This window comes from Streptomyces sp. NPDC059679 (genome assembly GCF_042734105.1).
Taxonomy (GTDB): Bacteria; Actinomycetota; Actinomycetes; order Streptomycetales; family Streptomycetaceae; genus Streptomyces.
In genome coordinates this window covers 15305-41825 of record NZ_JBHWES010000026.1, presented here as the reverse complement: position 1 = coordinate 41825, position 26521 = coordinate 15305, and the positions used below count along the sequence as shown (strand labels likewise).

Genomic DNA, 26521 nt, shown 5'->3' with positions numbered 1-26521 from the left:
GCCTCCCTATCGGGCGGTGACCTCCCCCGAAGGGACTACCCTCGGAGTTTGTGTCATCGCGAACCACCACGTCCGACAGGCCCGCGGGTCCGATAGCCGAGCAGGCTCCCGCCGCCCTCGCCTCCCGTACGCCGCACGTCCCCGCCGAGCGTCTGGTGGCGGAGATGGTCCCGCCGCCGCGCTTCTCGACGGTGAGCTTCGACAACTACATCCCCGACCCGGGACAGCCCAGCCAGACCACCGCCGTGAAGGAGCTGGCGGCCTTCGCCACCTCCGTCAGCGACGGCAGCGGGGCGGCGGACGGCCGCCGCAAGAGCTGGTTCCGCCGGGAGACCAGGCCCGCCGCGCCGCGCGGCCCGCGCGGAATGTATCTGGACGGCGGCTACGGCGTCGGCAAGACCCATCTGCTGGCCTCCCTCTGGCACGCCACCGCGGCCCCGCCCGAGCGGAAGGCGTTCGGCACCTTCGTCGAGCTGACCAACCTGGTCGGCGCCCTCGGCTTCCAGCAGACCGTCCAGACCCTCAGCGGCCACCGGCTGCTGTGCATCGACGAGTTCGAACTGGACGACCCCGGCGACACCGTGCTGGTCTCCACGCTGCTCGGCAAGCTCGTCGACGCGGGCGTGGCACTGGCCGCCACCTCCAACACCCTCCCCGGCAAGCTCGGCGAAGGCCGGTTCGCCGCGGCCGACTTCCTGCGCGAGATCCAGGGCCTGTCCGCCCGCTTCCGGACGCTGCGCATCGATGGCGAGGACTACCGCCACCGCGGCCTGCCGGAAGCCCCCGCCCCGTACTCGGACGAGACCGTCACCCGCGCCGCGCACCACACGCCCGGCGCGTCGCTCGACGACTTCCCCACCCTCCTCGAGCACCTGTCCCGGGTCCACCCGAGCCGCTACGGCGCGATGTGCGACGGAATCGAGGCGGTGTGCCTGACCGGGGTCGGGCCGGTGCCCGACCAGTCGACCGCGCTGCGGCTGGTGGTGCTCGCGGACCGGCTGTACGACCGCGAGGTGCCGGTGCTGGCGTCCGGGGTGCCGTTCGACCGTCTCTTCAGCGAGGAGATGCTGCAGGGCGGCTACCGGAAGAAGTACTTCCGGGCGATCTCGCGGCTCACGGCCCTGGCGCGGGACGGGAAGCGGCTGGCGGAGTAGCGGGGGCGGCTGGGCCTGGCGGCCGACGCGCGGGCGCGGCCGTTGATCGGATGGTTCCCGCGCGCGAATTCGCGTGATACACACATGCGGTCACATTTCCTGTCCGCCAACAGGGAGTTACCGCATGTCAGTAACGCGACGTCAGGTCCTGGCCCGCAGTGGTGCGGCCGGTGCCGCCATCGCCTTCGCAGGCAATATCTCCGAACTCTTCGCCGGTACGGCCGCGGCCGCCGAGCCCGGCCCGGAGGCCGCGGCCGGCTCCGGCGGCTACGGCCCGCTCGTCCCCGACCCCGACGGTCTGCTCGACCTCCCCGAGGGCTTCCGCTACCGGGTGCTGTCCCGCGAGGGCGACGAGCTGCGCTCCGGCGAGGGCAAGGTCCCCAGCCACCACGACGGTATGGCCGCCTTCCCCGGCCGGGCCGGCGGCCGGGCCCGTACCCACCTGGTCCGCAACCACGAGAACCGCCCCACCGCCGCGATCCGCGTCCCGGCCGTCCAGGGCCTCACCTACGACCCCATGGGCATGGGCGGCTGCACGGCCCTCGAACTCGACGCGGGCAACCGCGTCCTCGCCGAACACGTCGCCATCGCCGGCACCGCCGTCAACTGCGCGGGCGGCCCCACCCCCTGGAACACCTGGCTGACCTGCGAGGAGACCGAGGACAAGGCCGGCACCAACGGTTACACCAAAGACCACGGCTTCATCTTCGAAGTCGACCCGTACGACCCGCGCCGCACCGGCGCCGTACCGCTGACCGCCATGGGCCGCTTCCAGCACGAGGCCATCGCGATCGACCCGCGCAGCGGAGTCGTCTACGAGACCGAGGACGCCTTCGAGAAGCCCTTCGGCCTCTTCTACCGCTTCCTGCCGCACAAGCCGCTCGGCGGCACGGGGTCGCTGCGCGCGGGCGGCGAGCTGTACGCGATGCGCGTGCCCGGCGTGCGGGACCTGTCGGCCGTCCAGGAGACCGGCACGTCCTTCCACGACATCGAATGGGTGCCCGTCCCCGACCCGCTCGCCAAACAGACCCCCGTCCGGCTCCAGGACTTCGGCCCCAAGGGCATCACCCACGCACAGAAGCTGGAGGGCTGCTACTGGGGCGGCTCGTCCGTCTACTTCGTCTCCAGCTTCGCCAAGAGCGCGGACGGCTCGGCCGCCGACCACTACGGACAGATCTGGCGGTACGACCCGCAGCAGAGCCGCCTCACCCTCGTGATCGTCTTCGGCCCGAGCACGGACGTCCAGCTGCCCGGCGAGTCACCCGACAACATCACGCTCGCGCCCAGCGGCGGCCTGATGGTCTGCGAGGACGGCAACGGCGCGCAGCATGTCTTCGGGCTGAGCAGGCGCGGCGAGGTCTATCCGATGGCGCGCGGACGCCAGAACATCGGCTCCCCGGAGAAGCCGGAGTGGGGTGAGTTCGCGGGGGTGACCTTCGCACCGGACCGGCGCACGATGTATGTGAACTGCTACACCCCGGGCACGACCTTCGCGGTGACGGGGCCCTGGCGCCACTGAGTCCGCAGGTCACGGCCTGAGACCACGGCCTGCTGCGGCTCAGCCGGAGCAGGCCGTGCGCTGGGCCTCCTGCCACTCGCAGACGGGGCACAGCGTGGCCCCGGGCCGCGACGCGGGGTGCTCGGTCGGCTCGCCGCACAGCACGCAGTCCGCGTACGGCGGGCCGACATCGTCACCGTGCGGGTGCGCGGGGTGCGCGGGGTGCGTGGCGCGCGTGGGGTCGTCCGTACGGTCATCCATGCGCCCGACCCTACGCCCGCGCGCCCGCGCGCCTCGCGCCCCCGCCAGGGCCTCAAGACTCAGGACTCAGGACCGCCGTGAGCTGAGCACGCAGGCCAGCGCGGTCGCCCCCGCGGCGGCCGCGCCGGTCATGGCGAGCGGCAGCAGGGGCAGCGTCACGGTGCCGTTCTGCGAGCCGCTGACCAGGCCGGTCACGGCCGCGTTCGCGGGCGACACCGAGGCCACCAGCACCAGCAGCGAGGCGACAGCGGTGGCCTGGATGCCCCAGCCGGTGCTGAGCAGCAGCGGACGGCTGAACAGCGCGCCGATCGCCACGCCCAGCAGAGCGCAGGTGAGAGCCGCGAGCAGCCCGGCGGCCGTCGCGTCCCAGCGTGAGACGTCGATCCGCTGGTCGGAGGTCTTCGGATCGCTGATCAACGCGACGAACAACGCCCCCACGACCCCGAGCCCGGCCGCCGCGGCGAGCCCGGTGACCACGGAGCTGAGATGCACCCGGGCGGGTCCGGCCGCCGCGGCGGCGCAGTTGCGCGCGGCGGCCGGCTCATTGTTGACGCACACGCGCACCAGCCACGCCGCGATGGGCAGCAGGGCGGCCGCGGCGTACCCGAAGGAGTCGAGAATCGGCTGCCCCGCCATCACGCCGATGGCCATGAACGCGCCATAGAGAACAACCGGCGGCACCCAACGCTGCGAGCGCGCCAGCAACGCGGCCTGATAGCGCAGCAGCGCGGGCAACGCGTGCCCGCCCGCCCCGGCGCCGGCCGCCCACGGCACGGGCATGCGGCCCCCCGCCTCGGCCCCGGTCGGCCCCGGCACGGGCATGCGGCCACCCGCCTCGCCCCCGGCCGGCGCAGCGTGCCCCGCGCCCCGCTTCTCCCCGGCCGCTGCAGGCGTCACGGGCGTCACGGCGCGGATGTGCCACGGCGGACGGTCGGTGAGGAGCGCGTGCAGCAGCGCGTCGGAGTGGTCGGCGGCCACCGTCAGCCGTACGACGGGGGCTCCACCGCCCAGCCCCCGCTCCCCGACCGGGGCCCCTGGCAACCCCTCCGGCACCGAAGCCCCGGGCACCCCCTCGGCCTCCACGCACACACACGCCTCGGCACCGGGCACGTCACACCCCGCCGCGCTCGTCGGCGGGGCCGTCACGAGGGGGTCCATCGCAAGCGGCGCAGCAGGCGTGGCCGGCGCCCGTACCAGCCGGGTGTCCGTGATGTGGAAGATCTCGTCGGCGGAGGAGGCCAGGCGGCGGGGGTCGTGGTCGACGTAGATGACCGTCGCGCCCGCGGCGACGCGGGAGGTGACCGCCTCGTCGAGGGTGGCGCGGGCGGCTTGGTCGAGGCCGGTCCATGCCTCGTCCAGGACGAGGAGGTCGGGGGCGGCCAGGAGGGCCTGGGCGACGGCGACCTTTTGGCTGGTGCCCTTGGACAGCTCGGCGAGCGGGGTGTGGGCGTGTCCGGCCGCGCCGAAGCGTTCCAGCCACTCCTCGGCGCCGTGCGCCGCCGCGGCGCGGCCGAGGCCGTGGACGCGGCCCAGGTGGGTGAGGTAGCCGAGGGCGGTGAAGGGGAGGTCCGCAGGGAAGCGCTCGGGGACGTACGCGGTGCGCGGCCGGGCGGTGATCCGGCCGGTGGTGGGGGCGTCGATGCCGGCGAGGAGCCGCAGGAGGGTGGACTTGCCGCTGCCGTTGCTCCCCGTCACCCGGATCAGTGAGCCCGCCCGCACCTCCAGGTCGACGCCGCGCAGCACCCATGCCCCTCGCAGACCGTATCGGCGGCCAACTCCACGCAGTCTCATAACCGTTGACCCTATGCGGTCGAGGCCGTTCCGGGGGCATGGATGGCGCGGGTGGCACACTGGGCGCGTGACCAGCTCCGATACCCGTCCAGACGCTCCCACCAGCCACGACAGCTCCGACGACCGCGTCCGCACGACCGACCGGGACGCCGCGCCGCAGTTTGTGCTGCCCCTGGTGGTGCGCATCGAGAAGACCGCTCCGCCCGCCCGTACGGACGCCCTGGAGACGGCGGCGCGCTCCGTGCTCGTTCTGCTGTCGGACGAGCGGGCAACGGCGCCGGACGGCGAGTGGGCCGAGGCCGTACGGAGCTGGCAGGACGCCCGGATCCGCAAGGTCGTGCGGCGGGCGCGGGGCGCGGAGTGGCGGCGGGCCGAGGGGCTGCCGGGGATCACGCTCGGCGGCCGGGCGGCCGTGGACGGCGGGCCGCCGGCGGCGGAGGTACGGGTGTTTCCTCCGGTGCCGCTCGACGGCTGGCCGAAGGACCTGGCCAAACTGCAGGTCTCGGGCACCGACCTGGACGACCCCGAGCCGCCGTCCGCGCCCGACCTCGCCGAGCCGGTGCTGTGGCTGAATCCGGAGATCACCATGTCGGCGGGCAAGGCGATGGCACAGGCCGGGCACGGCGCGCAGCTCGCCTGGTGGGAGCTGGACGACGCCGCGCGCGCGGCGTGGCGCTCGGCGGGTTTCCCGCTGTCGGTGCGCACCCCGTCGGCGGACCACTGGGCCCGGCTGGTCGCCGACGGCGGTCTGCCGGTGGTGCGTGACGCGGGGTACACCGAGATCGCGCCCGGCTCGTGCACCGTCGTCGCGGACCACCCGGCCCTGCGCCGGCCCGGCCGGAGCCATCGGGTGGACGGGGTCTGATCAGCCCCGCCCCCCACCGCCAAAAACCGGCCCCTTTACTGCTTGCCTCCCCTGCGGCGGATCGCGCGCGTCACGACCGGCGGCAGGACGTCCGCCGCGAGTTTGCGCACCGGGCTGCGGCGGCGCGGCACGGACCCCGCGGACCCCGCGGCCTGGGGGGCCTGCGGGGACGGGGCGGCCGCGGTGTCGGACTCGCGGATCTCGTCGGCTGGGGGCACCGCCCAGCGGTAGCTGGGGGAGGGACCGGGGCGCGGCCAGGTTGGGCGGGCGGCCCGAGAAGCGCAGCACCCGCTGTCCGGCGATTTCCTGCACGCTCAGATGCGTCCCGGCGCGCCACTCCTCATCCGCGAGCAGTTCCTCCTGCAGCGGCTCGGGGTCGCCCCATGTGCCGTAGAGCTTCTGGGTGGTCAGGCACACCGGCCGCAGCCCGCGCAGGAACACCGCCTCCCAGGTGGCGGCGGCCACGCCCGGGGTGTGCTCGGAGCGGAAGTCGTCCAGGACCACCACGCCGGTGGGCACCAGCGCGGTGTGGGCGGCGTCGATGTCGCCCGCCACGTGCTCGTACAGATGCGAGGCGTCGACGTGGACGAAGCGGCAGCTGTCGGGGGCGACGTGGTCCGGGACGAGGGAGGTGGGGCCCTGTACGACGTCGGGCAGTTCGTCGTGGAAGGCCAGGTAGTTCTGTTCGAAGGCGACCCGGGTCAGGGTGGCGTACGACTTTCGGGCCTCCGCCGCGTTCCGCTCGTCGGGCGCGGGCGCGTCGAAGAGGTCGCAGACGGTGAAGCGCTCGTCCACCCTCAGATAGCCGGCGGTGAAGATGGCGCTCTTGCCCATGTAGGCGCCCATCTCCAGCAGGTCGCCGCGCTGTCCCAGCCGTTTCTGGCGGGACAGGAAGCGATCGAAGATCACTTGATCCAGGCTGGGGAACCAGCCTTTGACCTCGTGGAGGGTGCGGGGTCGCTGCGCCGCGCGCGGGGCGGTTGCCGTCATGGGTACTGTCCTCGGTCGCTTGCGGTGGGGGGTGACCGGCCGCCACGTTGGCAGCGGCAGGCAACATCGCGTCGTACCCGCTGTGACTTTTCTGTGACCGAAGCACCGTCAGCTCCGCCGGCCCGCGGCCGGCGTCAGAAGCGCAGGACCGCCGCTATGCGCTCATGTGCCGCCAGGGAGTCGTCCGGGACGAAGGCGACCTCCCCGCCCCGGTCCAGCGTGATCTCGATGATCTCGTCCACGATGTCCTCCAGCACCGCCGTGCCCAGTTCGGCGGGCGAGATCCCCTCCGGGTCGACCGGAGTCAGATGCTCCCCGGTGACCCTCACCGTCCGCTGGTAGCGCTCCTCGACGGCGAGCAGTTCGATGCGCCCCTCCTTGCACACCTGCCACACCTCTTCGAGCCCGGCGGCGAAGGCGCGGCGCCCCTGAGCCTGCCCGATGCGCTCCTGGACGCGCTCGGTGTTCCGCTCCGCCTGCTCCAACAGGGCGGGGCGCAGCGCGTCGGCGAGGGCGCGGGCGGGGCCGTTGGTCAGCCCGCCCTTGACGACCTTGCTGACGGCCGCCTTCGCCGCCGAGCCCACCTCCTCCAGGAGGCTCAGCGCGGGCGCGAGGCCGACCAGGTAGAGCGGGCGCGGGTCGGTGGCCAGCAGGGCGTCCAGGGCGGCGTCCACCTGCCGCAGATAGGTGCGGGTTCCCTCGTCGTCGTACGGTCCCGGCACATCGCCGACCCGCTCCTCGCGCTCGACGTCCTCGTTGCGCGTCGGTTCGGGTTCCAGGGGGAAGCCCGCCGTCCGCTCCTCCTGGAGCGTGCCGTCGCTGCCGCGCCACAGCGCCGTACGGTCCACGGAGACGGCCAGCACCCAGTAGGGGCGGGTCCGCTCGCGCGCGGCGACGAGGTTGCGGGTCAGGAAGGTGTCACTGAAGACGACGCGCTCGGGTGCGGTCCTCGGCAGGGCCCACACCTCCCATTCGCCCTTGGCCGCGGAGATCACCAGCGAGTCCAGGGCGTCGCGCAGATCCACGTCGGCCATGGCGCGGTCGAGCTGCCCGCTGATGTCGTAGCGGGCCTCGCGCGGCACGTCCGGATCCTCTTCAAGCCGGCGCTTGGCCTCGGCGATCAGATTGCGCAGCCGCACGGTGTCCGCCGGGCGGTAGGGCTCTCGGCGGTGGGTGGGCAGGGTGATGGTGACCGCGGGGTAGGGGCGCCTGGCGCGGAGGGCTGTCAGCGTGCGGGATGTCAGTCCGGTGGTACGCATCCGTTGCCTCTCGCCTCTCGCTTTTTGACGTGTTTATCCAGCATCACCCAGGACCGGCGGCGGCGCATGGCGGGGCGGCGACGGTGCGTCGCGGGGCTGCGGCCGGTTCACGCGGGCGGCTGGCGCAACCGGTTGATGCGGGGGTCGTGTGATTTGCCGCGGGGCCTGTGTGAAGAGACGGTAATTCTTCAGTGATACTGGTGAGCCGTACGTTTGTCTCAGGGGGCGGGACCCGTGAAGGGGCTGAAGACCTTGAAGGCTTTGAAGGCGTTACAGCCGAGGAACGCCTATGGAGTGACGGGCCCCGTGGGTGCCCTGGTCGCCGTGGGTGTCGTCGTCGCCGTTCTGCTCGCGGCACTGCCGGGCGGCGAGGCGGACGGCTCGCCCGGCGAGAAGGCGTCGGTGGCCGGCGCGTCCCCCGCGCCGGCCAGGGGCGCCCCCGGCACCAAGAAGAAAAAGAGCAAGTACGCCGACTGGGACGGCAAGGTCAAGGTGCTCGGGGACGGCTCCACCTCGTACACCGGGCCGCAGCCGAAGCAGCTCAAGCCCAAGCGGCTGAAACCCGGGGAGAAACCACCACAGTTCGTGGTCTTCTCCTGGGACGGGGCCCTGGAGAACGGCGACCACCTCTTCTCCCACTTCCGCGACGTGGCCAAGGAGAGCGACGCCACGATGACGTTCTTCCTGAGCGGCATGTATCTGCTGCCCAAGTCGAAGAGCGACCTCTACCAGCCGCCGCAGCACCAGCGGGGCTCGGCCGCGATCTCCTACCCGACCGATGAGCACATCCGGGAGACGCTGGAGCAGCTGCGCGGGGCGTGGCAGGAGGGCAACGAGATCGGCTCCCACTTCAACGGCCACTTCTGCGGCGCCAAGGGCGGCGAGGACTGGAGCACGGAGGAGTGGAAGAGCGAGACCGAGCAGGCGTATTCGTTTGTGAAGAACTGGAAGACCAACACCGGCTTCACCGATGTGGCCCCGCTGCCCTTCGACTACGACGAGGAGCTGGTGGGCGGCCGGGCGCCGTGCCTGGAGGGGCAGAAGAACCTGATCCCGGCCATCAAGTCCATGGGCTGGCGGTACGACGCGAGTTCGCCCGGCGACTTCCAGATCTGGCCGTCGAAGATCGACGGTATCTGGAACTTCCCGCTTCAGCTGGTGCCCTACCCGGAGAGCGAGAAGCAGGTCCTCTCCATGGACTTCAACTTCCTCTACAACCAGTCGGGCGACAGCACCGAGGGCGATCCGGCGAAGTACCCGGAGTGGGAACGGCTGACCCGCGAGGGCTATAAGAACGGCTTCGAGCGCGTCTACAACGGCAGCCGGGCGCCGCTGTTCATCGGCAACCACTTCGAGACCTGGAACGGCGGCATCTACATGCAGGCCATCGAGGACGTGATGCGGGACGTATGCCCCCGCGAGGGCGTCGAATGCGTCTCGTTCAAGCAACTCGCGGACTGGCTGGACGCCCAGGACCCGAAGGTCCTGGAGAAGCTGCGCACGCTGGATCCGGCGCAGTCGCCCGACTGGTCCACCTTCACGAAGGCGGAGTGACGGCCTTCATATAGCGCGTCCAGATGTCGATGGCGTAGGTGGATCCGGTGCCGGTGCCGGTGCCGGTGCCCGAGGTGGCGCCGCCGACGGCTTCGGGGATCCCGGGAGTTCCGGTGCTCCCCGAGGTCTCGGTGGTTCCGGTGGTGCCGGATCCGCCGAGTCCGTCCAGGGGCAGCAGCTCCTGGGTCTTGGGATCCACCCGCGACAGCGACACGGCCGTCGACATCTCCTTCGTATACCCCACAAACCACGACGAGGTGTTGTCCTGCTCGGTACCCGTCTTGCCCGCCACATCGGAGCCGACCGCCGCGGCCGACCGCGCGGTTCCGCCCTGCACCGCTCCGTGCAGCGCGTCGTCCACCTGCGCCGCCACCTCCGGGCTGAACGCCCGGGTCGCGGGCTGCTTTTCGAGGGGCACCCGCTCGCCCTGGTGGGTGAGCCCGGTGACCGAGTACGGCGGGGTGTGCCGGCCCCCGGCCGCGAAGGTCCCGTATGCGCTGGCCATGCGGATGGAGCTGGGGGTGGCCGTGCCGAGCGAGAAGGCGGGCACCCGGGAGCCGAAGCTGTCGGGCAGCAGGCCCGCGTCGATGGACGCCTTGCGCACCCGGTCCAGGCCCACGTCCATGCCCAGCTGCATCATCGGGGTGTTGATCGAATCCACGATCGACTGCCGCAGGGTCACCTGCCCCCACGAGCGGTCTCCGTCGTTCCTGCCCCGTACGATCTGGCCGCCGCGGTCCCAGTACGGGCCCTCCGGCGTGCGCACGGCCACCTTGTCGTTGCCGTCGTAGACGCTGGTCGGGGACACGGGAGTGCGTGCGCCGTCGCGTTCGAGCTGGACGCCGTCGCGCAGCGCCGCGGCGTAGACGAAGGGCGTGAAGGACGTGCCGGCCGGGACGGTGGAGGCGTTGGCGTCGTTGAAGCCCTGTTCGAGATAGCCGGGGCCGCCGTAGAGCGCGGCGATACGGCCGTCCGGCGATACGGAAGCGGCGCCGACCCGTACGTACCGGTCCGCCTTGCGGCCCTTCGGGTCGAGGCCGGCGCGCATCTTGTCCACCGACTTGGCGAGCTCGTTCACCTTCGGCTTCTCGAAGGTGGTGTGTATCTGATAGCCGCCCAGGTCGAAATCGGCGTCGGATATGTCGGTGTGGGAGGACACATACGCCCTCGCCGTCTCGACGAGATAGCCGACCTGGCCGGTCAGCCCCTCCGGTTTCGGAGGCGCCTTGGGCTCCGGGAATTTGGTGTACTTGGCCCGCTCGGACTTGGAGAGCTTGCCGATCTGGACCATCCGGTCCAGGACCCATTTCCAGCGGTCCACCGCCCGGCGGTGGTTCTTGGCGCTGACCGTGGGGTCGAAGGTCCCGGCGCCCTTGAGCAGGGACGCCAGCATGGCGCCCTCACTCGGGTTGAGCTCGGAGACGTCCTTGCCGTAATAGGCGTAGGCGGCCCGCTGAATGCCGTAGGTGCCGCGGCCGAACCAGCTGGTGTTGAGATATCGCTCGAGGATGTCCTCCTTGCTCATCTTGTCGTCCAGCTTGATGGCGATGAACATCTCGGTCAGCTTGCGCGAGAATGTCTGCTGCTGATTCAGATAGGCGTTCTTCACATACTGTTGGGTGATGGTGGAACCGCCCTGGGTCTCACCCCCCGTCACCATCCGGGTCAGGGCGCGCATCACGCCGCTCGGCGAAACCCCGCTGTCGGAGTAGAAGCTGGCGTTCTCGGCGGCGAGCACCGCCCACTGCACCTTCTCCGGAACCTTTTTGAGCGGGACTTCCTGCCGGTTGACGGGTCCCGTACGGGCCATTTCCGTACCGTCCGCCCAGTAATAGACATTGTCCTGCTGGGTGGCGAAGTCGTTGAGGTCATCCGGGATGTCGGTCTGCAGATACATATAGCTCAGCACACCCGTCAGACCGCCGACGCAGAACAGAAAAAGCATGGCCATCTGCCGCCACGAGGGCAGCCAGCGCAGGGGGCCGCGCCTGCCCGCGCGGGGGTAGTCCAGCCTGGCACCGCGGACGGCCCAGCGGCGCAGCGTCCACCACGAGGTCGAACGCCCTTTGAGGCTCGGCATGTTGGGCGCCCTGATGGTCGGCGCCTTGCGGCTCGGTGCCTTACGGCGGTGTCTGCCCCCAGCGTTGTTGCTGCCCTGCACGTGTCCCCCACGATCCGCGCGCGGGGCGCGGCCAAAGATCTGATGGTCCGTCCCCCCGAAGACGACACGACCCTATGACGCTTTCCGAACATCTGTCGCCTCAGAGCACCAAATTTTTGTAACAGTGATGATATTCCGCGACGCGGATCACGCGCGGCACGTACGACTCACGCGCGACTCACACGGGACTTGAGCGTGAACCCCCGAAGCTCAAATGAACCTCTGAACCGCACGGCTGCTGGGTTCGTCCTTCTCCAGCGGGGTCATCACCCCCAGACGACCCCCGGACAGGGGGACGGACGAGGAGGGGGAAGCCATGAGGCGCCTCGGAACCGGCATTGGATGGCGCCCGGAGATCGCCGATGACATCGAGCGGCTGCCGGGCATCGACTGGGTGGAGGTGGTGGCGGAGAACATCTGCCCGGGCCACCTCCCTGACGCGCTGGAGCGGCTGCGGGAGCGGGGGACGACGGTCGTCCCGCACGGCGTCTCGCTCGGCCTCGGCGGCGCCGAGCGGCCCGACGCGGGGCGGCTCGCGGCGCTCGCCGAGCGGGCGGAGGCGCTGGGCTCGCCCCTGGTGACCGAGCACATCGCGTTCGTACGGGCGGGCGGCCCGCGAACCGCGTCGCCGACGGCCGAGGCCGGGCATCTGCTGCCCGTGCCGCGCACCCGCGACGCGCTGGACGTGCTGTGCGAGAACGTCCGCATCGCCCAGGAGTCGCTTCCGGTGCCGCTGGCCCTGGAGAACATCGCGGCGCTGATCGCCTGGCCGGGCGAGGAGCTGACGGAGGGGCAGTTCCTCGCCGAGCTCGTCGAGCGGACGGGCGTACGGCTGCTGATCGACGTGGCCAATCTGCACACCAACCACGTCAACCGGGGCGAGGACCCGGCCGCGGCCCTGGCCGAGCTCCCGACCTCGGCCATCGCCTATGTCCATGTGGCGGGCGGGGTCGAGCGGGACGGGGTGTGGCACGACAGCCACGCCCACCCGGTGACCCAGCCGGTGCTCGACGTACTGGCCGAGCTGTGCGCCCGTACGACGCCGCCCGGGGTGCTGCTGGAGCGCGACGAGAACTTCCCCGCGGGCGACGAGCTCGCGGCCGAACTCGACGCGATCCGGGCCGTGACGGCCAAGGCGGCTGTTGGGGTTTCCGGGGCTGTGGGGGTTTCCAGCACCGTGGGGATTTCGGTGGCTGTTGGGGACCCTGGGACCGTTGGGATTTCCGGGGCTCCCGCCCGCAAGGTCCCCGAGGCCCGTGGGGTGCTGGTGGCGGCCGGGGCGGCGGCCGCGCCGCAGGCCGTGGAGGGCGCCCGGGAGCGGGTCGCGCTGGCCCAGACGTCCCTGCTGTCCTCGCTGGTCGCGGGCGCCCCCGCGCCCGAGGGGTTCGACCGGCGGCGGCTGGGGGTGCAGAGCCGGGCGCTGGCGGCCAAACGGGCCGATGTGGTCGGGAAGGTCGCCCCTGAGCTGCCGCGGATCCTGGGCGCGGACTACCGCCCGGCGTTCCTGGCCTATGCGCGGGGCCGCCCGATGACCGGCGGCTACCGCCGCGACGCCCTGGCGTTCGCCGAGCATCTGCTGGCCGCCGAGCGGCCCGAGGACCCCGCGGCGCGGCGGGAGTTGACGCAGTGGTGGCGGGAGCGGTCGGGGCCCGCTCCGGTACGCCCCGGCCCCGCGGCGCGCCTGGCGCGGGCCGCCCGACGCGCGCTGCTCGGAAGGTGATGGAGATGAAGACGGAACTGGTCTATCTGGCGTTCGCCGCGTCGTCGGCGGCGCTCATCACGGGTACGGTCCGTACCCGGCGCTCGGGCGGCCCGGTGGCGGACGCCCGCGCACACGATCTGCTGGAGGCCGCCTTCCTGGAGGCAGGCCCGGCCCGGGTGGCCGACACGGTGATCTGCGCGATGCACACCGACGGACGGCTGGCCGTGGGCGGCCCCGGGGTGGTCTCGGTGCGCCAGCCGGTCGCCCGCAACGCGGTGGAGCAGGCGCTGCTCGAGGTGCACTCGCGCGCACCGCACGGCGGACTCACCCTGCTGCGCTCGGAGCTGATGCGCCATCCGGCGGTGCAGTCGATCGGCGACCGGCTCGCGGAGCGCGGGCTGCTGGTGCGGCCGCAGCGGATCAACTTCTGGCGGCGCCTGGCCGCCGCCCAGACCGTCGCCGCGGTCGCGGGCGTGTTCCTGGGCATCTGGGGAACCTCCGTGGAGGACTCGGGAGGGTACGACGGCGGGCTTCCGCTGATCTTCAGGATCCTCCCGGCGCTGTTCGGCGGCTTCCTGGTCGGCGTCATCTGCGGCGCCGCGAACAGGAAGCGGATCACGGCGGCCGGGAAGCGGGCACTGGCGGCGTACCGGCAGGACCTCGCCTACGTATCGACCCAGCCGCAGGACGGCACCCCGTACCGGACCGGCGCGCGAATGGCGTCGGTGGCCGAGACCGTCGCGCTGGCCGGGGTGGGCGCGCTGGCCGCCGACGAACTGCTGCGGGACCACCTGCTGGAGGCGCACCGCGCCCAGGCCGCCGCCGCGACGGCCTCAGCCGGGTCTTCCACGTCCTCCTCGTCCTCCTCGTCCAGCTCCTCGGGGTCCTCGACCTCCTGCGGGAACAACAGCTCGTGGTGCGGCAACTCCGGGGGCGGCGGCTCCAGCTGCGGCAGTTCCAGCTGCGGGGGCAGCTCCGGCTCCAGCTGCGGGGGCGGGAGCGGTGGCTCCAGCTGTGGCGGCGGCTCCAGTTGCGGTGGCGGGGGTGGTTGTGGCGGCGGGGGCGGCGGCTGCGGGGGCGGCTGACCGGCCGCGTTCGCGGTGTTCGCGGTATTCGCCGCTTCACCATGTTCATCTGGGTTCGTCTGCTGAAATGCCCTGGCGTAAGGCGGGCCGGGTCGAGTACAAATCGGCCATGCTCTGGCTGTTGTTCCTGCTCGTCGCCTGTGCCGCCGCCGTCGCCTCCTGTGCCCGGCTGTGCGCGGCCGCCGTCGCCGCCGCCCAGGAGCCCGAGGGCGCCGGGGCCGGCCGCGGGGCCTTGAGCCTGTACGAGACGGCGTTTCTGTCCGGCGGTCCGCAGCGGGTCGGGGATCTGGCCCTGGTGACGATGGACCGGCAGCGCCGGCTGCTGCTGGCGCACACCGGCTGGGTCACGGTGGTCGACCCGGACGGCCAGGACGAGTTGGAGCGCTCCGTCATCGCCGCGATAGGGCCGCACGGCCAGTCGCCCGTCCCTCCGGTGCGGGCCGCGCTCGCCGGTGCGGCGCCGGTTCGGGCGCTCGCCGACCGGCTGGTGGCCGCCGGGCTCGCGGTGCCCGCGGCGGCACGTACGAACGTGGCGGCCGCGGTCCGTCAGGTGCGGGCGGCGGCCGGTCTTGTCCTGCTCATGGGGGCGGCGGCGCTGCTGATCATGGAGCCCGAGCCGGGGCGGGAGAAGGCGGCGGCGTGGTTCGCGCTGCCGCTGCTGCTGACCCTCGGCTGCCTGGCGATAGCCCGCGTCGAGGCGCATCCGTACACCCGGTGGGCCTCGCCCGCCGGGCAGAAGCTGCTGGGCCGGATCGAGACGCCCCGGCCACGGCCCGCCCGGCCCGCCTACGGCCGGGGCGGCCGTGTCGGCGCGTACGGCCGGGAGGGCGCCGACGCCGAGCTCCTGACCCTGCTCGCGCTGCACGGCGCCTCGGCCCTCCCCGATCCCGCGCTGCGCGCGGCCTTCAAGGCGCATTGGGGTCATTGACCCCGACACCTCGGCACGGTGCTTTACATGACCGACCACCACCCCAAGTATCCCTTTCGTCACGGAAAGACCTGTCATCGCGGAACCGCAAGCGGAACGCAAGGGGAACGCGACGACGGAAGACGAACGGAATACGAGGGGACGGCCCGTGAGAGCAGTACCGCTGTACGGCGTACTCGGGCCGCTGTCCCTGGCCCTGGCCATGGCCGCGCTGCTCGCCGCCCCGGCGCCCGCCGCCACCGCCGCGACCGCCACCGCCCCGGTCCGCCACGGCGACACCGCCGAGGACCGGGGCGTGGCGGTCGCCGCCCGGCGCGCCGCCGCCCGCGGCATCGACTTCGGCCGCTGCGCACCCGGCGAGGAACTGCCCGCAGCCGCCCGGTGCGGCACCTTCGAGGTGCCGCTGGACTACGCGCACCCCCGCTCCACCAAGCTGTCCCTCACCGTCAGCCGGCTCCGCGCCACCGGCCCGCGGGAGCGTCACCAGGGCGCGCTGGTCTACAACCCGGGCGGGCCCGGCGCCTCCGGTATGGCGTTCCCCGCGTACGCCAGTGTGGCCGGGTTCCGGAAGGCCGCCGAGGCGTACGACTTCGTCGGGTACGCCCCGCGCGGGGTGGGCCGCTCGGCGCCGCTGTCCTGCGCGGACCCGGCCGCCTTCGCCAAGTCGCCGACGAACTTCCCCGTGCACCCCTCCGCCGCCTTCAAGCGGACGATGATCAAGCGGGCCCGGGCCTACGCGGACGGCTGCGCCCGCCGCGCGGGCGGTGCCCTGCGCCACTACACGACCCTCAACAACGCCCGCGACCTCGATGTGCTGCGCGCCGCCCTCGGCGAGACGAGGCTGAACTTCGTGGCCGCGTCCTACGGCACGTACTACGGCGCGGTCTACGCCACGCTCTTCCCCCACCATGTGCGCCGCATGGTCTTCGACAGCGTGGTCGACCCCGACCCGCGGCGGATCTGGTACGGCAACAACCTGAGGCAGTCACTGGCCTTCGAGGGGCGCTGGGGCGACTGGCGCCGCTGGGCCGCCGGGTACGACGACGTCTACCACCTGGGAGACACCGCGGCCGAGGTGTCCGCCTCGTACGAGAAGGCCCGTCGGCGGCTGGCGCGCCACCCGGCGGGCGGGAAGGTGGGCACCACGCAGCTCCAGGACGCCTATGCGCGCAACATCTACAACGACGCCTTCTGGGATATGAGCGCGCACGCACTGGCCGCCTATCTGGGCGGCGACCAGGGGCCCCTGGTCGCGCTGGCCGCGCCCGACCCGGCCCGGGCCGCGGCCGAGGAGAACGGCAACGCCGTCTACACGGCCGTCCAGTGCAACGACGCGCCCTGGCCACGGGATTGGGCCGGATGGAACCGCGACAACAGCGCCCTGGCCCACCGCGCGCCCTTCGAGACCTGGGTCAACGTGGCGATGAACCTGCCGTGCGCCTACTGGTCCGCGCCCCAGCAGCGGCCACTGACGGTGGGCCCCCGGGGCGGCGCGGGTCGCGGGACGCCGCCGCCGGTGCTGCTGCTGGCCGCCGAGCGGGACGCGGCCACGCCGTACGAGGGCGCCAAGGAGCTGCGGCGCAGGCTGCCGGGCTCATCGCTGGTGACCGAGCGCGGGGCGGGTACGCACGGGCTGTGGGGCGGCCCGAACGACTGCGTCAACGGGTACGTCGACACCTACCTGCTGACCGGGCGGACCCCGGGCCGCTCCGTGTCCTGCGCGCCGCGCGAGGCGCCCGAGCCCAGCGTCTGGGCGCCGCCGGGCCTTGAAACGCAACCGGAAACGGAATCAGAGGCGGAAGCGACGCCGGCGGTGGGCGCGGCGGCCTGGTGACCGGCGGCCGCGCCGCGGCGAGGGCGGTGCCGCCGATCAGGCCGACCCCGTGAGTCAGGCCAGCCCGGCGACCAGCTCGGAGAGCGGCTTGCGCCGCCCTGTGAAGAACGGCACCTCCTCGCGCACATGCCGACGCGCCTCGGAGCCGCGCAGATGCCGCATGAGGTCGACGATCCGGTGCAGCTCGTCGGCCTCGAAGGCGAGGATCCACTCGTAGTCGCCGAGCGAGAAGGACGCGACCGTGTTGGCCCGCACGTCCGGGTAGCCGCGCGCCATCTTGCCGTGGTCAGCGAGCATCCGGCGGCGGTCCTCGTCGGGCAGCAGATACCAATCGTAGGACCGGACGAAGGGGTACACGCTGACGTAGTCGCGGGCGGTCTCGTCGGCCAGGAAGGCCGGGATGTGCGAGCGGTTGAACTCCGCCGGGCGGTGCAGCGCCATGTTCGACCACACCGGCTCCAGGGCCCGGCCCAGCTTGGTGCGGCGGAAGAGGTTGTACGCCTCCTGCAAGGCGTCGGAGGTCTCCGCGTGCCACCAGAGCATGACGTCCGCGTCCGCGCGCAGGCCGGAGACGTCGTAGGTGCCGCGCACCGTGACGTCCTTGGCCGCGAGCTGCGCGAACAGCTCCTCGACCTCGTCGGCGTAGCCGGTGCGGTCCTCGGGCAGGACGTCGCGCAGCTTGAACACCGACCACAGGGTGTAGCGGATGACCTCGTTGAGGTCCTTGGCCTTCTTACCGGCGTTGGGAACCTTGCCGGACGGGGCGGTCTCGGGGGCGGGTGCAGCAGTCATGGTCCCTATTCTCGCTCTCCGCGCCCGGCGCCCCGCGCCTGGGTGGCGGCCAGCAGTTCCAGCAGCTCATCAGCGGCGGTACGGGCGCTGGCGACACAGGCCGGGATGCCCACGCCGTCGTACACCGCACCGCACACCCGCAGCGCCGGGAGCTTGGCGACCTCCGCGCGGATACGGGCCACGCGGTCGAGGTGGCCCACGGGGTACTGCGGCAGCCCGCCCACCCAGCGGTTCACGCGGGTGGCGACGGGGCGCGCGGCCAGGCCGATGGCCTGGCCGAGGTCTGCGAGCGACAGCCTTACCAGATCCTCGTCGTCACGGCTCAGGTCCGCCTCGTCCTCAAACCGCCCGATCGAGGTACGCAGCACGAAGAGATCGGGGTCGGCCTCCCCCACCCAGCCCCATTTGCGGCTGGAGAAGGTGGCGGCCTTGATGGTGTGGCCGTCGACGGGCGGCACAAGGAAACCGCTGCCCTGGGCGAGCTCGGCCACATCGGCGCGGCGGAAGGCCATGGTGATCAGCGCCATGGAGGCGTAGTCGACGGTGGCCAGCTCGGTGGCGGCGGCCGGGGAATCGGCGGCGAGCAGCCGGGCCGCGACGGGTGCGGGGGCGGCGAGCACGACGGCGTCGGCCTCCAGCGTCTCGCCACGCTCGGTGACCACCGTCCACCGCGCCGCCCGCCCCTCCCCTGGGCTGTCAGAGCTGCCGGGGGCGGCGGTCGGGCGCAGCTCCCGTACGGGCTCGCCGGTACGGATCTCGCCACCCGCGGCGCGCACCGCGTCGGCGACGGCGAGCGGAAGCCGCCCGATCCCCCCGTCGATACCCGTGAACACCGGGCCGGCCGGCGCCGCCGCGGCCCGCGCGGCGAGCGCCCGCGCGCCCTCGGTCAGCGAGCCGTGCGTACGGGCCGCCTCGAAGAGCGTGGGCACCGAGGCCCGCATCGACGTCCGGTACACATCGCCCGCGTACACCCCGCCCAGCAGCGGCTCGACCAGCCGGTCCACGACCTCCCGGCCCAGCCGCGCGGCGACGAACTCGCCAAGAGCGACGTCCTCGCCCAGCTCCGCCGGCGGCAGCTGGGGCTCCTGGGCGATCCGCGCGAGCCCTTCCGCCGAGACCACCCCGGAAGCGGCCAGCGGGGCCGGGTCCCCGGGCACGCCCATCACATGGCCCTTGGGCATCGGCCGCAGCCCGCCGCGGGTCCACAGCGAGGCGGTGGCGGTCGCGGGCGGCTGCAGCCGGTCGCCGAGCCCGACCGCGCGCGCCAGGTCCACGGCCTCGGGGCGGCGCGCGAGCATCGACTCGGCGCCGAGGTCCACGGGGACGCCCGCGATCTCGCCCGCGTACAGCTTGCCGCCGAGCCGGCCGGACGCCTCCAGCACGGTCACCCGGGCCCCGCCGGTCAGCAGGCGGTGGGCGGCCGCGAGCCCGGAGATTCCGCCACCGACGACCACGACATGGCCCGTACGGCCGTTCGCTGCGCTCATGACCCCACTCTCTCAGACGCCCGACGGACGTCAGACGCCCGACGGACGCCTGGCACCCAGGCCACGGGGGCGGTGGGCGAAGGCCGTGCGCAGGTCGGCCTCGATACGGGCGGCGGTGGTGCGCAGGGGTGGCAGGAGGGTGCGCACGGTGTCCTCCGGGGTGCCCAGGCCCGCGTGCACGGCGAGGTTGAGCGCCGCCGCCACGCGCCCGTCGGCGTCCCGTACGGGCACGGCCAGGGACCGCAGCCCGTCCTCCAACTCCTCGTCGACCAGGGCGTATCCACTCTCCGCCACGCCGTCCAGGACACGTGCGAGCCCGGGTACGGAGGTCAGGGTGTGCCGGGTCAGCGGCCGCGGATCGAGATCGGCGAGATACCCGGCGCGGGCGTCCGCGTCCAGGCCCGCGAGCAGCACCCGGCCCATGGAGGTGGCGTAGGCGGGGAAGCGGGTGCCGATGGTGATGTTGACGCTCATGATGCGGACGGTCGGCACGCGCTCGACGTAGCGGATGTCGCCGCCGTCGAGGACGGCCAGGGACGCCGACTCGTGGACGGCGCCGACCAGTTCGCGCAGATGCGGCCGCGCGATATCGGGGAAGCCGAGCCCGGCGAGCGGGGCGTAGCCGAGCTCCAGGACGCGGGGGGTGGGGCGGAAGAGGCGGGCTCCGTCGGTCGCGGCGTAGCCGAGCTCCACGAGGGTGAGGAGGGAGCGGCGGGCGGTGGCGCGGGCGAGGCCGGTCGCCTCGGCGACGGCGGTGAGGGGCATGCCGTCGCGGGGCGGCGGGCCGTCGCGGGGCGGCGGGCCGTCGCGGGGCGGCGGGCCGTCGTGGGGCGGCGGGCCACCCGGGGGCCGCTCGCCCAGCGCCCGCAGCACGGTCAGCCCGCGGGCGAGCGACTGCAGAAAGCCCGCCCCCATCTCCCGCTTGGCCAGCCGGGCCGGATCCTCGCCGATGGCGCCGACCGCGGGTGGCTCGCCGATCAGGGACGGCCCAGCCCCCACGGGCGCCGCAAGCGCCGCCTCCATGGCCGGGATCCGGTCCCGCAGGGCGGCCAGCGCGGTCCGCCTGAGGGACGCGATGTCGTGGCGGCTGGTGTGGCTGACCACGTTCACCGCACACGCGATACGGCCCGCCGGGTCCCGGAGCGGAACAGCGACCGCCACCAGACCCGGCTCGATCAGCTGGTCGTCGAGGGCACAGCCGTCGTGGGCCGCCGCCTTGGCGCGGTGCGCGAACGCGTCGGGGTCCGGGGCGTCGGCGGGGCCCGGCCTGGGCGGGAGAGCGGGGAAGGCGGCATCCAGGGGGTCGGCGGCACGGCGGGCGCGCCAGTCGGCCCAGGTGCGCTCGTCCCATTCGGCGGCGAACAGCGCGCCGGGGGCGCAGCGCTCGGCGGGGAGGAGGTCGCCGATGCGGAAGGCGAGGGACATCGTGCGGCGCCGGGTGGCCTGGACGACGAAGCGCACGCCGTCGCCGTCCGGGACGGCGACCGAGACCGACTCGTCGAGGGAGTCCGCCAGCCGCTCCGCGAACGGAAGGAGCGCGTCCGGCAGTCCGCTGGCCGCGAGATAGGCGTTGCCCAGCTCCATCAGCCGGGTCGCCAGGCTCACCTCGCGCCCGTCCAGCGTCACATATCCGAGCTGTTGGAGCGTGCCGAGCACGCGGTCGACGACGGAGCGGGCGAGCCCCGTGGCGCGCACCAGGTCACCGGGGCGGACCGCCGGTCCCGCGCCGTGCGCGGACAGGGCGGTCAGCGCGCGCAGCACGGCGAGGCCGCGCTCAAGAGGGCCGACCGAACCATTGACAGGCGGCGTAGCCGCGCTGAGACTCATCACCACCCAGATTATGAACCAAGTTTCACCAGGCGAACAACCCTGAAGCGAGAGCGAGAGGGAGCGATGAGATGCGCACGACCGTCGGCATCATCGGCGGCGGCCCCGCCGGTCTGCTGCTCGCCCGTCTGCTGCACCGCGCCGGTGTGGACTGCGTCGTGCTGGAGAGCCACGACCGCCGCTATGTGGAGGCGCGCCAGCGGGCCGGGATCCTGGAGCAGGGCACGGTGGACGTGTTGCGGGAGTGCGGGGCGGGCGCGCGCATGGACCGGGAGGGGCTGCTCCACCGCGGTATCGAGCTGCGCTTCGAGGGCCGCGCCCACCGCATCGACTTCCCGGCCCTGGCCGACGGGCGGTCGGTGATGGTCTACGCCCAGACGGAGGTCGTGAAGGACCTGGTCGCCCTCCAGCTCGCCGACGGACCGCCGCTGCTGTTCGGGGCCGAGGTCCTGGCCGTCGAGGATCCCGACTCGGCCACGCCCACCATCCGCTTCCGGCACGAGGGCCGCGAAGGCCGCGAACAGACGCTCAGCTGCGACTTCGTGGCGGGCTGCGACGGCTTCCACGGCGTGGCCCGCCGGGCGATCCCCGCCGAGCGCACCGCGGTGTTCGAGCGCGACTACCCGTACTCCTGGCTCGGCGTCCTGGCCGATGTGCCGCCGTCCTGCGAGGAGCTGATCTACGCCCGCCACCGGCGCGGCTTCGCCCTGCACAGCATGCGCTCCCCGCAGGTCTCCCGGCTCTACCTCCAGGTGCCGGCCGGCACCGATCCGGCCGACTGGTCCGACGAGCGGATCTGGGACGAGCTGTCCGCCCGCTTCGCGGTCGACGGGGACTGGGCCCTCGAACGCGGGCCGATCACCGCCAAGTCGGTCACCCCGATGCGCTCTTACGTCCAGGAGCCGATGCGCCACGGCCGGCTGTTCCTCGCGGGCGACGCGGCGCATATCGTGCCGCCCACCGGCGCCAAGGGCCTCAATCTGGCCGTCTCCGACGTCGTCACCCTGGCCCGCGCCCTGACCCTGCACCACGAGACCGGCTCCACCGAACTACTCGACAGCTACTCCGAGACCTGTCTGCGCCGGGTGTGGCAGGCCGAGCGCTTCTCGGCCTTCATGACCGACACCCTCCATCCGCACCCGGACCGGACCCCGTTCGAGGAACGGCTGCAACTGGCCCAGCTGGAGCGGATCGCCGCCTCCCCGGCCGCGTCCGCCGAACTCGCCGAGAACTACGTCGGCCTCCCGCTGTCATGACCGCGCCCAGCCCCCCGGGTCCCCGCTCCCCGGGTCCACGTCCCCTCGGCCCCCGCGCCCTGGAGGGCCGCCGCTCGGTCGCGGGCCGGGTGCTCGCCCTGCTGAACGCGTTCGACGCCACGCACCGCTCGCTGTCCCTCACCGCGCTCGCCCGCCGCGCCGACCTTCCGCTCGCCACCGCGCACCGCCTGGTCGCCGCGCTGACCGACTGGGGCGCCCTGGAACGGGACGCGGCGGGCGCGTACCACATCGGGCTGCGGCTGTGGGAGGTGGCGACGCTGTCGCCGCGTGGGGTGGGGCTGCGCGAGGCGGCGCTGCCCTTCATGGAGGACCTGTACGAGGCCACCCACGAAAACGTCCAACTCGCCGTACGCGACGGCCTGGAGGTGGTGTACATCGAGCGGATCTCCGGGCGTTCCGCGGTACGGGTGCGCAGCCGGGTCGGCGGCCGCTGGCCGCTGCACGCGACCGGCGTCGGCCTGGTGCTGCTCGCGTACGGGCCGCACCGGCTGCGCGAACGGGTGTGCGCGGGGCCGCTGCGCCGCTTCACGGAGCTGACGATCTGCGACCCGGCCCGGCTGCGGGCCGCCCTCGCGGAGGTGCGGCGCGCCGGCATCGCGGTCAGCGACCGGCAGATCACCATGGACGCGCTGTCGGTCGCCGCTCCGGTGCGCGGACCGGGCGGGGAGGTGGTGGCCTCGCTGTCCGTCGTGGTCCCGGCCGCCGAGGGGCGGGCGCCGGGGCTGATCCCGGCCGTACGGGTGGCCGCGCACGGCATCTCCCGTACCGTCGCGGCCGCCTGGGGGCAAGCCCCCGTCGCCGAGGCTTCCGGTCGGTGAAAGGGTGCGACCGCGCCCCTTGCAGCGCCGCGATTCGGCCCACAGGCTGTGGGACACCTCGCACCACGTACGAATCAACTCGCACCTCACGACTCAACTCGCACCTCACGACCTCGCGCCACCGACGCCGGACCCATGAGGTGACATCAGCGGCTGACGCCGCGCGGCCGCGCCCAGAGGGGGACCTGAGGCCATGTCCGAAGCGACCGCACCGACCACCGGCCGGGATCCGGAGGCCGGGTCCGGAGGCTGGAAGCCGTATCACACCCTGTGGGCCATGCTGCTCGGCGGCTGGCTCTTCTCGTACGCCGACCGCACCATCACCGGTCCGGTGGTCACCTGGCTCATCGACAACGACCACGGGATGCTGGGCTCCGCCAGCCATCCGCACGCGCTCGGCGGGCTGATCGGCAGCCTCTTCTTCGCGGGCTACATGCTGACGCAGTTCCCCGGCGGCTATCTCGGGGACCGCTTCGGGCACCGCGCGATGCTCGCCATCTCGCTGCTGTGGGCGGGTGTGGCGACGCTCGCCAGCGGGCTGGTCGGCGGGCTGGTCGCCTTCGTGGTGCTGCGCGTGCTGACGGGGCTCGGCGAGGGCGTCTTCTACTCCAACGACCGCACCCTGATCGCCCAGCGGACCCCGCCCGCCAAGGCGGGCCTGGGGATGGGCGTGGCGATCACCGGTCTGTCCATCGGGCTGACGATCGCGACCATCAGCGCCCCGTATCTGATCGACTGGGGCGCCGATGTGTTCGGCCATGAGGACGCCTGGCGGATGCCGTTCCTGGTCCTGGGCAGCGCGACGCTGGTGTTCGGCGTGGTCTCGGCCGGCTATCTGCGCCGTATCGGCGGCCCGCTGCGGGCGACCGGCTCGGCGCTGCGGCTCCTGGGCATCTCGGTGGTGCTGTGCGCCGCGGTGCTGGCCGTCTATCTGATCGCCGACGGGGCGGGGCTGCCGAGCTGGGGCGTGGCCGTCCTGGAGTGCGTGCTCGCGTTCGTCCTCATCGGGGCGATCTTCGCCCGGCGCGGCTCGCGGCTCGGCGCCGTGTCCCGCAACCGCAACGCGCTGCTGCTCAGCTTCGCCTTCATCGCGGTCATGTGGAACCTGTGGTTCTTCAGCTTCTGGTCGGTGTCGATCGTCGCCGACGCCGCGCACAGCTCCTTCCAGAACGCCGCGCTGGTCGCCACCTTCAACGCGGGCGCGGGCATCCTCGGCTTCCCCGCGGGCGGCTGGCTCTCGGACCGGGCGAAGGACCGGGGCTGGGGGCGGCGGCCGCTGCTGGTCGCGTTCACCGTGGTCCAGGGGTTGCTGGTGCTGGTCTTCGGCGCCTATCTGCAGGCCGACGAGACGCCCTCGCTACTGGTGATGTCGGTGCTCCTGTTCGTCACCAGCCTGTTCTTCAACGCGCTGCAGCCCATGGCCCACGCGCTGCTGAACGACGTGGTCGACGCCGCCGAGCGCGGGGCCGCCTTCGGGATGTTCAACCTCGTGGGCGAGATCGGCGCGGTGATCAGCCCGGCGCTCAGCGGCACCCTCTTCGACCACTACGGAACCTGGACGCACGCCGTCTATATCGACGGCGCTCTGATGCTCGCCAGCGCCGTCCTGTACTACCTGATCCGCGAGCAGGTCAGCCGCCCCTAGAGCTCGCCCTCGGCGTCGTTCTCCTTCACCTCGTAGAGGACGTCCAGCGCGTCCCGGACCCGCTCGGCCAGATGGCGGGGGCAGCTCCAGGCGTCGGGGGCGAACGGCTCGTCGGGGGCCTCGAAGTCCCCGGGCGCGCAGAAGTGGTTGAGATGCGCGCCGATCAGCGCGTCGGGGTTGCCCGCGACGCCGTATCCGCGGCCCGCGATGCGCTCCAGGCCCTGCCAGGGGTGCTCCACGGGGTGCGGACACGGCTCGTGCAGCGGGGCGAGGTCGATGGTCACGAAGATCTCCTCCAGCACGCCGAGCACGGAGGTCGGCAGGTCGACGGCCATCCCGTCCACCGCCCAGCAGGCGAGCAGCAGCAGGGCGGCCCGCTCCCGCTCGTCCCCGTCCCCGTCCCCGGCTCCGGACCCGGCCCCCGCTCCGGCCGCGTACCGGCGGGCGGCCCACAGCGCGGCGTTCTGCACCAGCTCGTCGTGTTCGGTGACCCAGGACTGCCGGTAAGTAGTGGTGAGGGTGTCGATGTCGATCCGCCCGTCGGCGAGCAGATACTCGGCGTCGAGGTGGGCGGTGTCGCGGCTGCCGAAGAGCTTGTCGCGCCCGGCCAGCAGCCGGTCCAGCGTCTCGCGGGCGAGCCCGGCGAGAAAGGCCGGGCACAGCCACCCCTCCAGGGAGGTGTGCCATCCCTCGATGCCGCCCCGCCGCTCGTATACGCCCCGCCCGCCGGGGCTGAGCAGATGGACGCCCACGGTGGCCAGCGCCGCCGGATCGTCGCCGGTCTCGGGGTGCTCGCCGTCCCGGTGTGCGCAGGGCTCGTCGCCGAGCCCGGGCAGTACGGCCTCGAGCGCCCCGATCATCTCGTCCAGCACCCACTTGCCGCGGATCCGGCCGCTCACCACGTACCAGCAGGCGGCGCGCAGGATGACCACGAGCCCGGCGCGGCTGTCGCCGTCGGGGTGGGCGCGCAGCGCGGCGGCGTGCTCGAAGAGCTCGTACGCGGGGTCGACGTGCGGGTAGTCCCAGAGGATCGACCGCAGGTGGCCGGCCCTCCGTACGTCGATGAGGGGCAGCCGGGGCGGGACGTCGGCCACGGTGCCGGGGTCGATGATGTCGATGGCCACGCGCGCGTATCCGGCGATGTTGCGCGGACACAGCCACTCCTCCTTGGTGGCCGCGTCGCGCCACTGCCCGTCCTCGGCCTCGCTCCTGCCGTTGCGCAGCAGCGGCAGCAGCCGCGCCAGGTGGTCGTGGCGCTCGTCCAGGTCGTCCTCGTACGGGTGCCGCTCGTGCCCGCAGGCGTGGTCGCGCAGGGCGCTGTCGGCGGCGTCGAGTGCCACCAGGGCGACGCCTTCGACGCCGTCCCCGGTGAGCCAGCCGGTGTGTTCGGCCGTCATCAGCAGGCCGAGCGTCCACAGGTAGGCGTGGTCACCGGTGGGCTCGGCGGTCAGCCGCTCGGCACAGTCGCGGACGAGCCGGTCGGCATCGTCCTTGGAGCGGCCTTCGCGGACGGCGTCCCACTGGTCGGCCAGTTCCCGGACGCGGTCGGCGGTGATGGCAGGGAAGTCCCTCATGGTCTCCCAGACGATGAGG

General features: G+C 73.0%; 20 protein-coding genes. 11 read left to right on the top strand and 9 right to left on the bottom strand.

What is annotated here, in order from left to right; genetic code table 11:
- The first annotated feature begins 50 nt into the window (after positions 1 to 50).
- Together zapE and ACFV2X_RS26285 are read left to right on the top strand one after the other, a co-directional pair.
- Complete coding sequence (gene zapE, locus ACFV2X_RS26290) at positions 51 to 1154, top strand: cell division protein ZapE (RefSeq protein WP_385620720.1); 1104 nt, start codon at positions 51 to 53, stop codon at positions 1152 to 1154.
- 124 nt (positions 1155 to 1278) lie between these two features.
- Positions 1279 to 2673, top strand: a complete 1395-nt coding sequence (locus ACFV2X_RS26285) for a PhoX family protein (protein ID WP_385620717.1) — start codon at positions 1279 to 1281, stop codon at positions 2671 to 2673.
- 39 nt (positions 2674 to 2712) lie between these two features.
- On the opposite strand, the gene ACFV2X_RS26280 is transcribed toward ACFV2X_RS26285, so the two are convergent.
- Together ACFV2X_RS26280 and ACFV2X_RS26275 are read right to left on the bottom strand one after the other, a co-directional pair.
- Positions 2713 to 2913 carry a hypothetical protein gene (locus ACFV2X_RS26280; RefSeq protein ID WP_385620714.1) on the bottom strand — a complete coding sequence of 67 codons (201 nt, stop codon included), beginning with the start codon at positions 2911 to 2913 and terminating at the stop codon, positions 2713 to 2715.
- Between the two features lie 66 nt (positions 2914 to 2979).
- Positions 2980 to 4704 (bottom strand): ATP-binding cassette domain-containing protein, encoded by a 1725-nt coding sequence (locus ACFV2X_RS26275; RefSeq protein ID WP_385620712.1) that lies wholly within the window; start codon positions 4702 to 4704, stop codon positions 2980 to 2982.
- 67 nt (positions 4705 to 4771) lie between these two features.
- Between ACFV2X_RS26275 and ACFV2X_RS26270 the strand changes: the two genes are divergently transcribed.
- The gene (locus ACFV2X_RS26270) at positions 4772 to 5569 is read left to right on the top strand and encodes a peptidyl-tRNA hydrolase (RefSeq protein WP_385620709.1); all 798 of its coding nucleotides are present in this window, start codon (positions 4772 to 4774) and stop codon (positions 5567 to 5569) included.
- On the opposite strand, the gene ACFV2X_RS26265 is transcribed toward ACFV2X_RS26270, so the two are convergent.
- A complete protein-coding gene (locus tag ACFV2X_RS26265) occupies positions 5570 to 6559 on the bottom strand; it encodes a class I SAM-dependent methyltransferase (RefSeq protein ID WP_385620707.1) in 990 nt (329 codons plus the stop codon).
- A 134-nt stretch (positions 6560 to 6693) separates the two neighbouring features.
- The gene (locus tag ACFV2X_RS26260) at positions 6694 to 7818 is read right to left on the bottom strand and encodes a chemotaxis protein (protein ID WP_385620704.1); all 1125 of its coding nucleotides are present in this window, start codon (positions 7816 to 7818) and stop codon (positions 6694 to 6696) included.
- Between the two features lie 294 nt (positions 7819 to 8112).
- Here ACFV2X_RS26260 and ACFV2X_RS26255 point away from each other — a divergent pair, with 294 nt between their 5' ends.
- Positions 8113 to 9372 carry a hypothetical protein gene (locus tag ACFV2X_RS26255; protein WP_385620702.1) on the top strand — a complete coding sequence of 420 codons (1260 nt, stop codon included), beginning with the start codon at positions 8113 to 8115 and terminating at the stop codon, positions 9370 to 9372.
- Here the strand turns inward: ACFV2X_RS26255 and ACFV2X_RS26250 are convergent.
- On the bottom strand, positions 9356 to 11452 hold the full coding sequence (locus tag ACFV2X_RS26250) for a transglycosylase domain-containing protein (RefSeq protein ID WP_385620699.1): 2097 nt from the start codon (positions 11450 to 11452) through the stop codon (positions 9356 to 9358). The two genes, ACFV2X_RS26255 and ACFV2X_RS26250, sit on opposite strands and share 17 nt — an antisense overlap.
- Positions 11453 to 11849: 397 nt before the next feature.
- On the opposite strand from ACFV2X_RS26250, the gene ACFV2X_RS26245 reads away from it, so the two are divergent.
- The 4 genes from ACFV2X_RS26245 (at position 11850) to ACFV2X_RS26230 (ending at position 17082) form a co-directional block, all read left to right on the top strand.
- A complete protein-coding gene (locus ACFV2X_RS26245) occupies positions 11850 to 13253 on the top strand; it encodes a DUF692 domain-containing protein (protein ID WP_385620697.1) in 1404 nt (467 codons plus the stop codon).
- A gap of 5 nt (positions 13254 to 13258) precedes the next feature.
- Entirely contained in the window at positions 13259 to 14320 is a 1062-nt protein-coding gene (locus ACFV2X_RS26240; RefSeq protein WP_385620695.1) for a TIGR04222 domain-containing membrane protein, read from the top strand.
- 109 nt (positions 14321 to 14429) lie between these two features.
- Complete coding sequence (locus tag ACFV2X_RS26235; protein WP_385620693.1) at positions 14430 to 15248, top strand: TIGR04222 domain-containing membrane protein; 819 nt, start codon at positions 14430 to 14432, stop codon at positions 15246 to 15248.
- Between the two features lie 148 nt (positions 15249 to 15396).
- Entirely contained in the window at positions 15397 to 17082 is a 1686-nt protein-coding gene (locus ACFV2X_RS26230) for an alpha/beta hydrolase (RefSeq protein WP_385620691.1), read from the top strand.
- 54 nt (positions 17083 to 17136) lie between these two features.
- Here ACFV2X_RS26230 and hemQ read toward each other — a convergent pair whose 3' ends face one another.
- Genes hemQ through ACFV2X_RS26215 form a run of 3 tightly spaced genes read right to left on the bottom strand, consistent with a single transcriptional unit; the run spans position 17137 to position 21188 of the window.
- On the bottom strand, positions 17137 to 17874 hold the full coding sequence (gene hemQ, locus ACFV2X_RS26225; protein WP_385620688.1) for a hydrogen peroxide-dependent heme synthase: 738 nt from the start codon (positions 17872 to 17874) through the stop codon (positions 17137 to 17139).
- Between the two features lie 5 nt (positions 17875 to 17879).
- Entirely contained in the window at positions 17880 to 19361 is a 1482-nt protein-coding gene (hemG, locus tag ACFV2X_RS26220) for a protoporphyrinogen oxidase (RefSeq protein ID WP_385620686.1), read from the bottom strand.
- A 30-nt stretch (positions 19362 to 19391) separates the two neighbouring features.
- Complete coding sequence (locus ACFV2X_RS26215; RefSeq protein ID WP_385620928.1) at positions 19392 to 21188, bottom strand: IclR family transcriptional regulator C-terminal domain-containing protein; 1797 nt, start codon at positions 21186 to 21188, stop codon at positions 19392 to 19394.
- 71 nt (positions 21189 to 21259) lie between these two features.
- On the opposite strand from ACFV2X_RS26215, the gene ACFV2X_RS26210 reads away from it, so the two are divergent.
- The 3 genes from ACFV2X_RS26210 (at position 21260) to ACFV2X_RS26200 (ending at position 24928) form a co-directional block, all read left to right on the top strand.
- Positions 21260 to 22444 carry a 4-hydroxybenzoate 3-monooxygenase gene (locus ACFV2X_RS26210; protein WP_385620684.1) on the top strand — a complete coding sequence of 395 codons (1185 nt, stop codon included), beginning with the start codon at positions 21260 to 21262 and terminating at the stop codon, positions 22442 to 22444.
- Positions 22441 to 23283, top strand: a complete 843-nt coding sequence (locus ACFV2X_RS26205; protein WP_385620681.1) for an IclR family transcriptional regulator — start codon at positions 22441 to 22443, stop codon at positions 23281 to 23283. The genes ACFV2X_RS26210 and ACFV2X_RS26205 overlap by 4 nt, the downstream gene beginning before the upstream one ends.
- Positions 23284 to 23476: 193 nt before the next feature.
- Positions 23477 to 24928 (top strand): MFS transporter, encoded by a 1452-nt coding sequence (locus ACFV2X_RS26200; RefSeq protein ID WP_385620678.1) that lies wholly within the window; start codon positions 23477 to 23479, stop codon positions 24926 to 24928.
- Here ACFV2X_RS26200 and ACFV2X_RS26195 read toward each other — a convergent pair.
- Positions 24925 to 26502 carry a hypothetical protein gene (locus ACFV2X_RS26195; RefSeq protein ID WP_385620676.1) on the bottom strand — a complete coding sequence of 526 codons (1578 nt, stop codon included), beginning with the start codon at positions 26500 to 26502 and terminating at the stop codon, positions 24925 to 24927. The two genes, ACFV2X_RS26200 and ACFV2X_RS26195, sit on opposite strands and share 4 nt — an antisense overlap.
- Positions 26503 to 26521 lie beyond the last annotated feature (19 nt).

What these genes read in the sequence shown, in the direction of transcription:
- ACFV2X_RS26285 (WP_385620717.1), top strand. Translation starts at nt 1,279, where the DNA reads ATGTCAGTAACGCGACGTCAGGTCCTGGCCCGCAGTGGTGCGGCCGGT.
- ACFV2X_RS26280 (WP_385620714.1), bottom strand. Translation starts at nt 2,913, where the DNA reads ATGGATGACCGTACGGACGACCCCACGCGCGCCACGCACCCCGCGCAC.
- ACFV2X_RS26275 (WP_385620712.1), bottom strand. Translation starts at nt 4,704, where the DNA reads ATGAGACTGCGTGGAGTTGGCCGCCGATACGGTCTGCGAGGGGCATGG.
- ACFV2X_RS26265 (WP_385620707.1), bottom strand. Translation starts at nt 6,559, where the DNA reads ATGACGGCAACCGCCCCGCGCGCGGCGCAGCGACCCCGCACCCTCCAC.
- ACFV2X_RS26260 (WP_385620704.1), bottom strand. Translation starts at nt 7,818, where the DNA reads ATGCGTACCACCGGACTGACATCCCGCACGCTGACAGCCCTCCGCGCC.
- ACFV2X_RS26250 (WP_385620699.1), bottom strand. Translation starts at nt 11,452, where the DNA reads ATGCCGAGCCTCAAAGGGCGTTCGACCTCGTGGTGGACGCTGCGCCGC.
- ACFV2X_RS26245 (WP_385620697.1), top strand. Translation starts at nt 11,850, where the DNA reads ATGAGGCGCCTCGGAACCGGCATTGGATGGCGCCCGGAGATCGCCGAT.
- ACFV2X_RS26240 (WP_385620695.1), top strand. Translation starts at nt 13,259, where the DNA reads ATGAAGACGGAACTGGTCTATCTGGCGTTCGCCGCGTCGTCGGCGGCG.
- ACFV2X_RS26235 (WP_385620693.1), top strand. Translation starts at nt 14,430, where the DNA reads ATGCTCTGGCTGTTGTTCCTGCTCGTCGCCTGTGCCGCCGCCGTCGCC.
- hemQ (WP_385620688.1), bottom strand. Translation starts at nt 17,874, where the DNA reads ATGACTGCTGCACCCGCCCCCGAGACCGCCCCGTCCGGCAAGGTTCCC.
- hemG (WP_385620686.1), bottom strand. Translation starts at nt 19,361, where the DNA reads ATGAGCGCAGCGAACGGCCGTACGGGCCATGTCGTGGTCGTCGGTGGC.
- ACFV2X_RS26215 (WP_385620928.1), bottom strand. Translation starts at nt 21,188, where the DNA reads ATGAGTCTCAGCGCGGCTACGCCGCCTGTCAATGGTTCGGTCGGCCCT.
- ACFV2X_RS26210 (WP_385620684.1), top strand. Translation starts at nt 21,260, where the DNA reads ATGCGCACGACCGTCGGCATCATCGGCGGCGGCCCCGCCGGTCTGCTG.
- ACFV2X_RS26205 (WP_385620681.1), top strand. Translation starts at nt 22,441, where the DNA reads ATGACCGCGCCCAGCCCCCCGGGTCCCCGCTCCCCGGGTCCACGTCCC.
- ACFV2X_RS26200 (WP_385620678.1), top strand. Translation starts at nt 23,477, where the DNA reads ATGTCCGAAGCGACCGCACCGACCACCGGCCGGGATCCGGAGGCCGGG.
- ACFV2X_RS26195 (WP_385620676.1), bottom strand. Translation starts at nt 26,502, where the DNA reads ATGAGGGACTTCCCTGCCATCACCGCCGACCGCGTCCGGGAACTGGCC.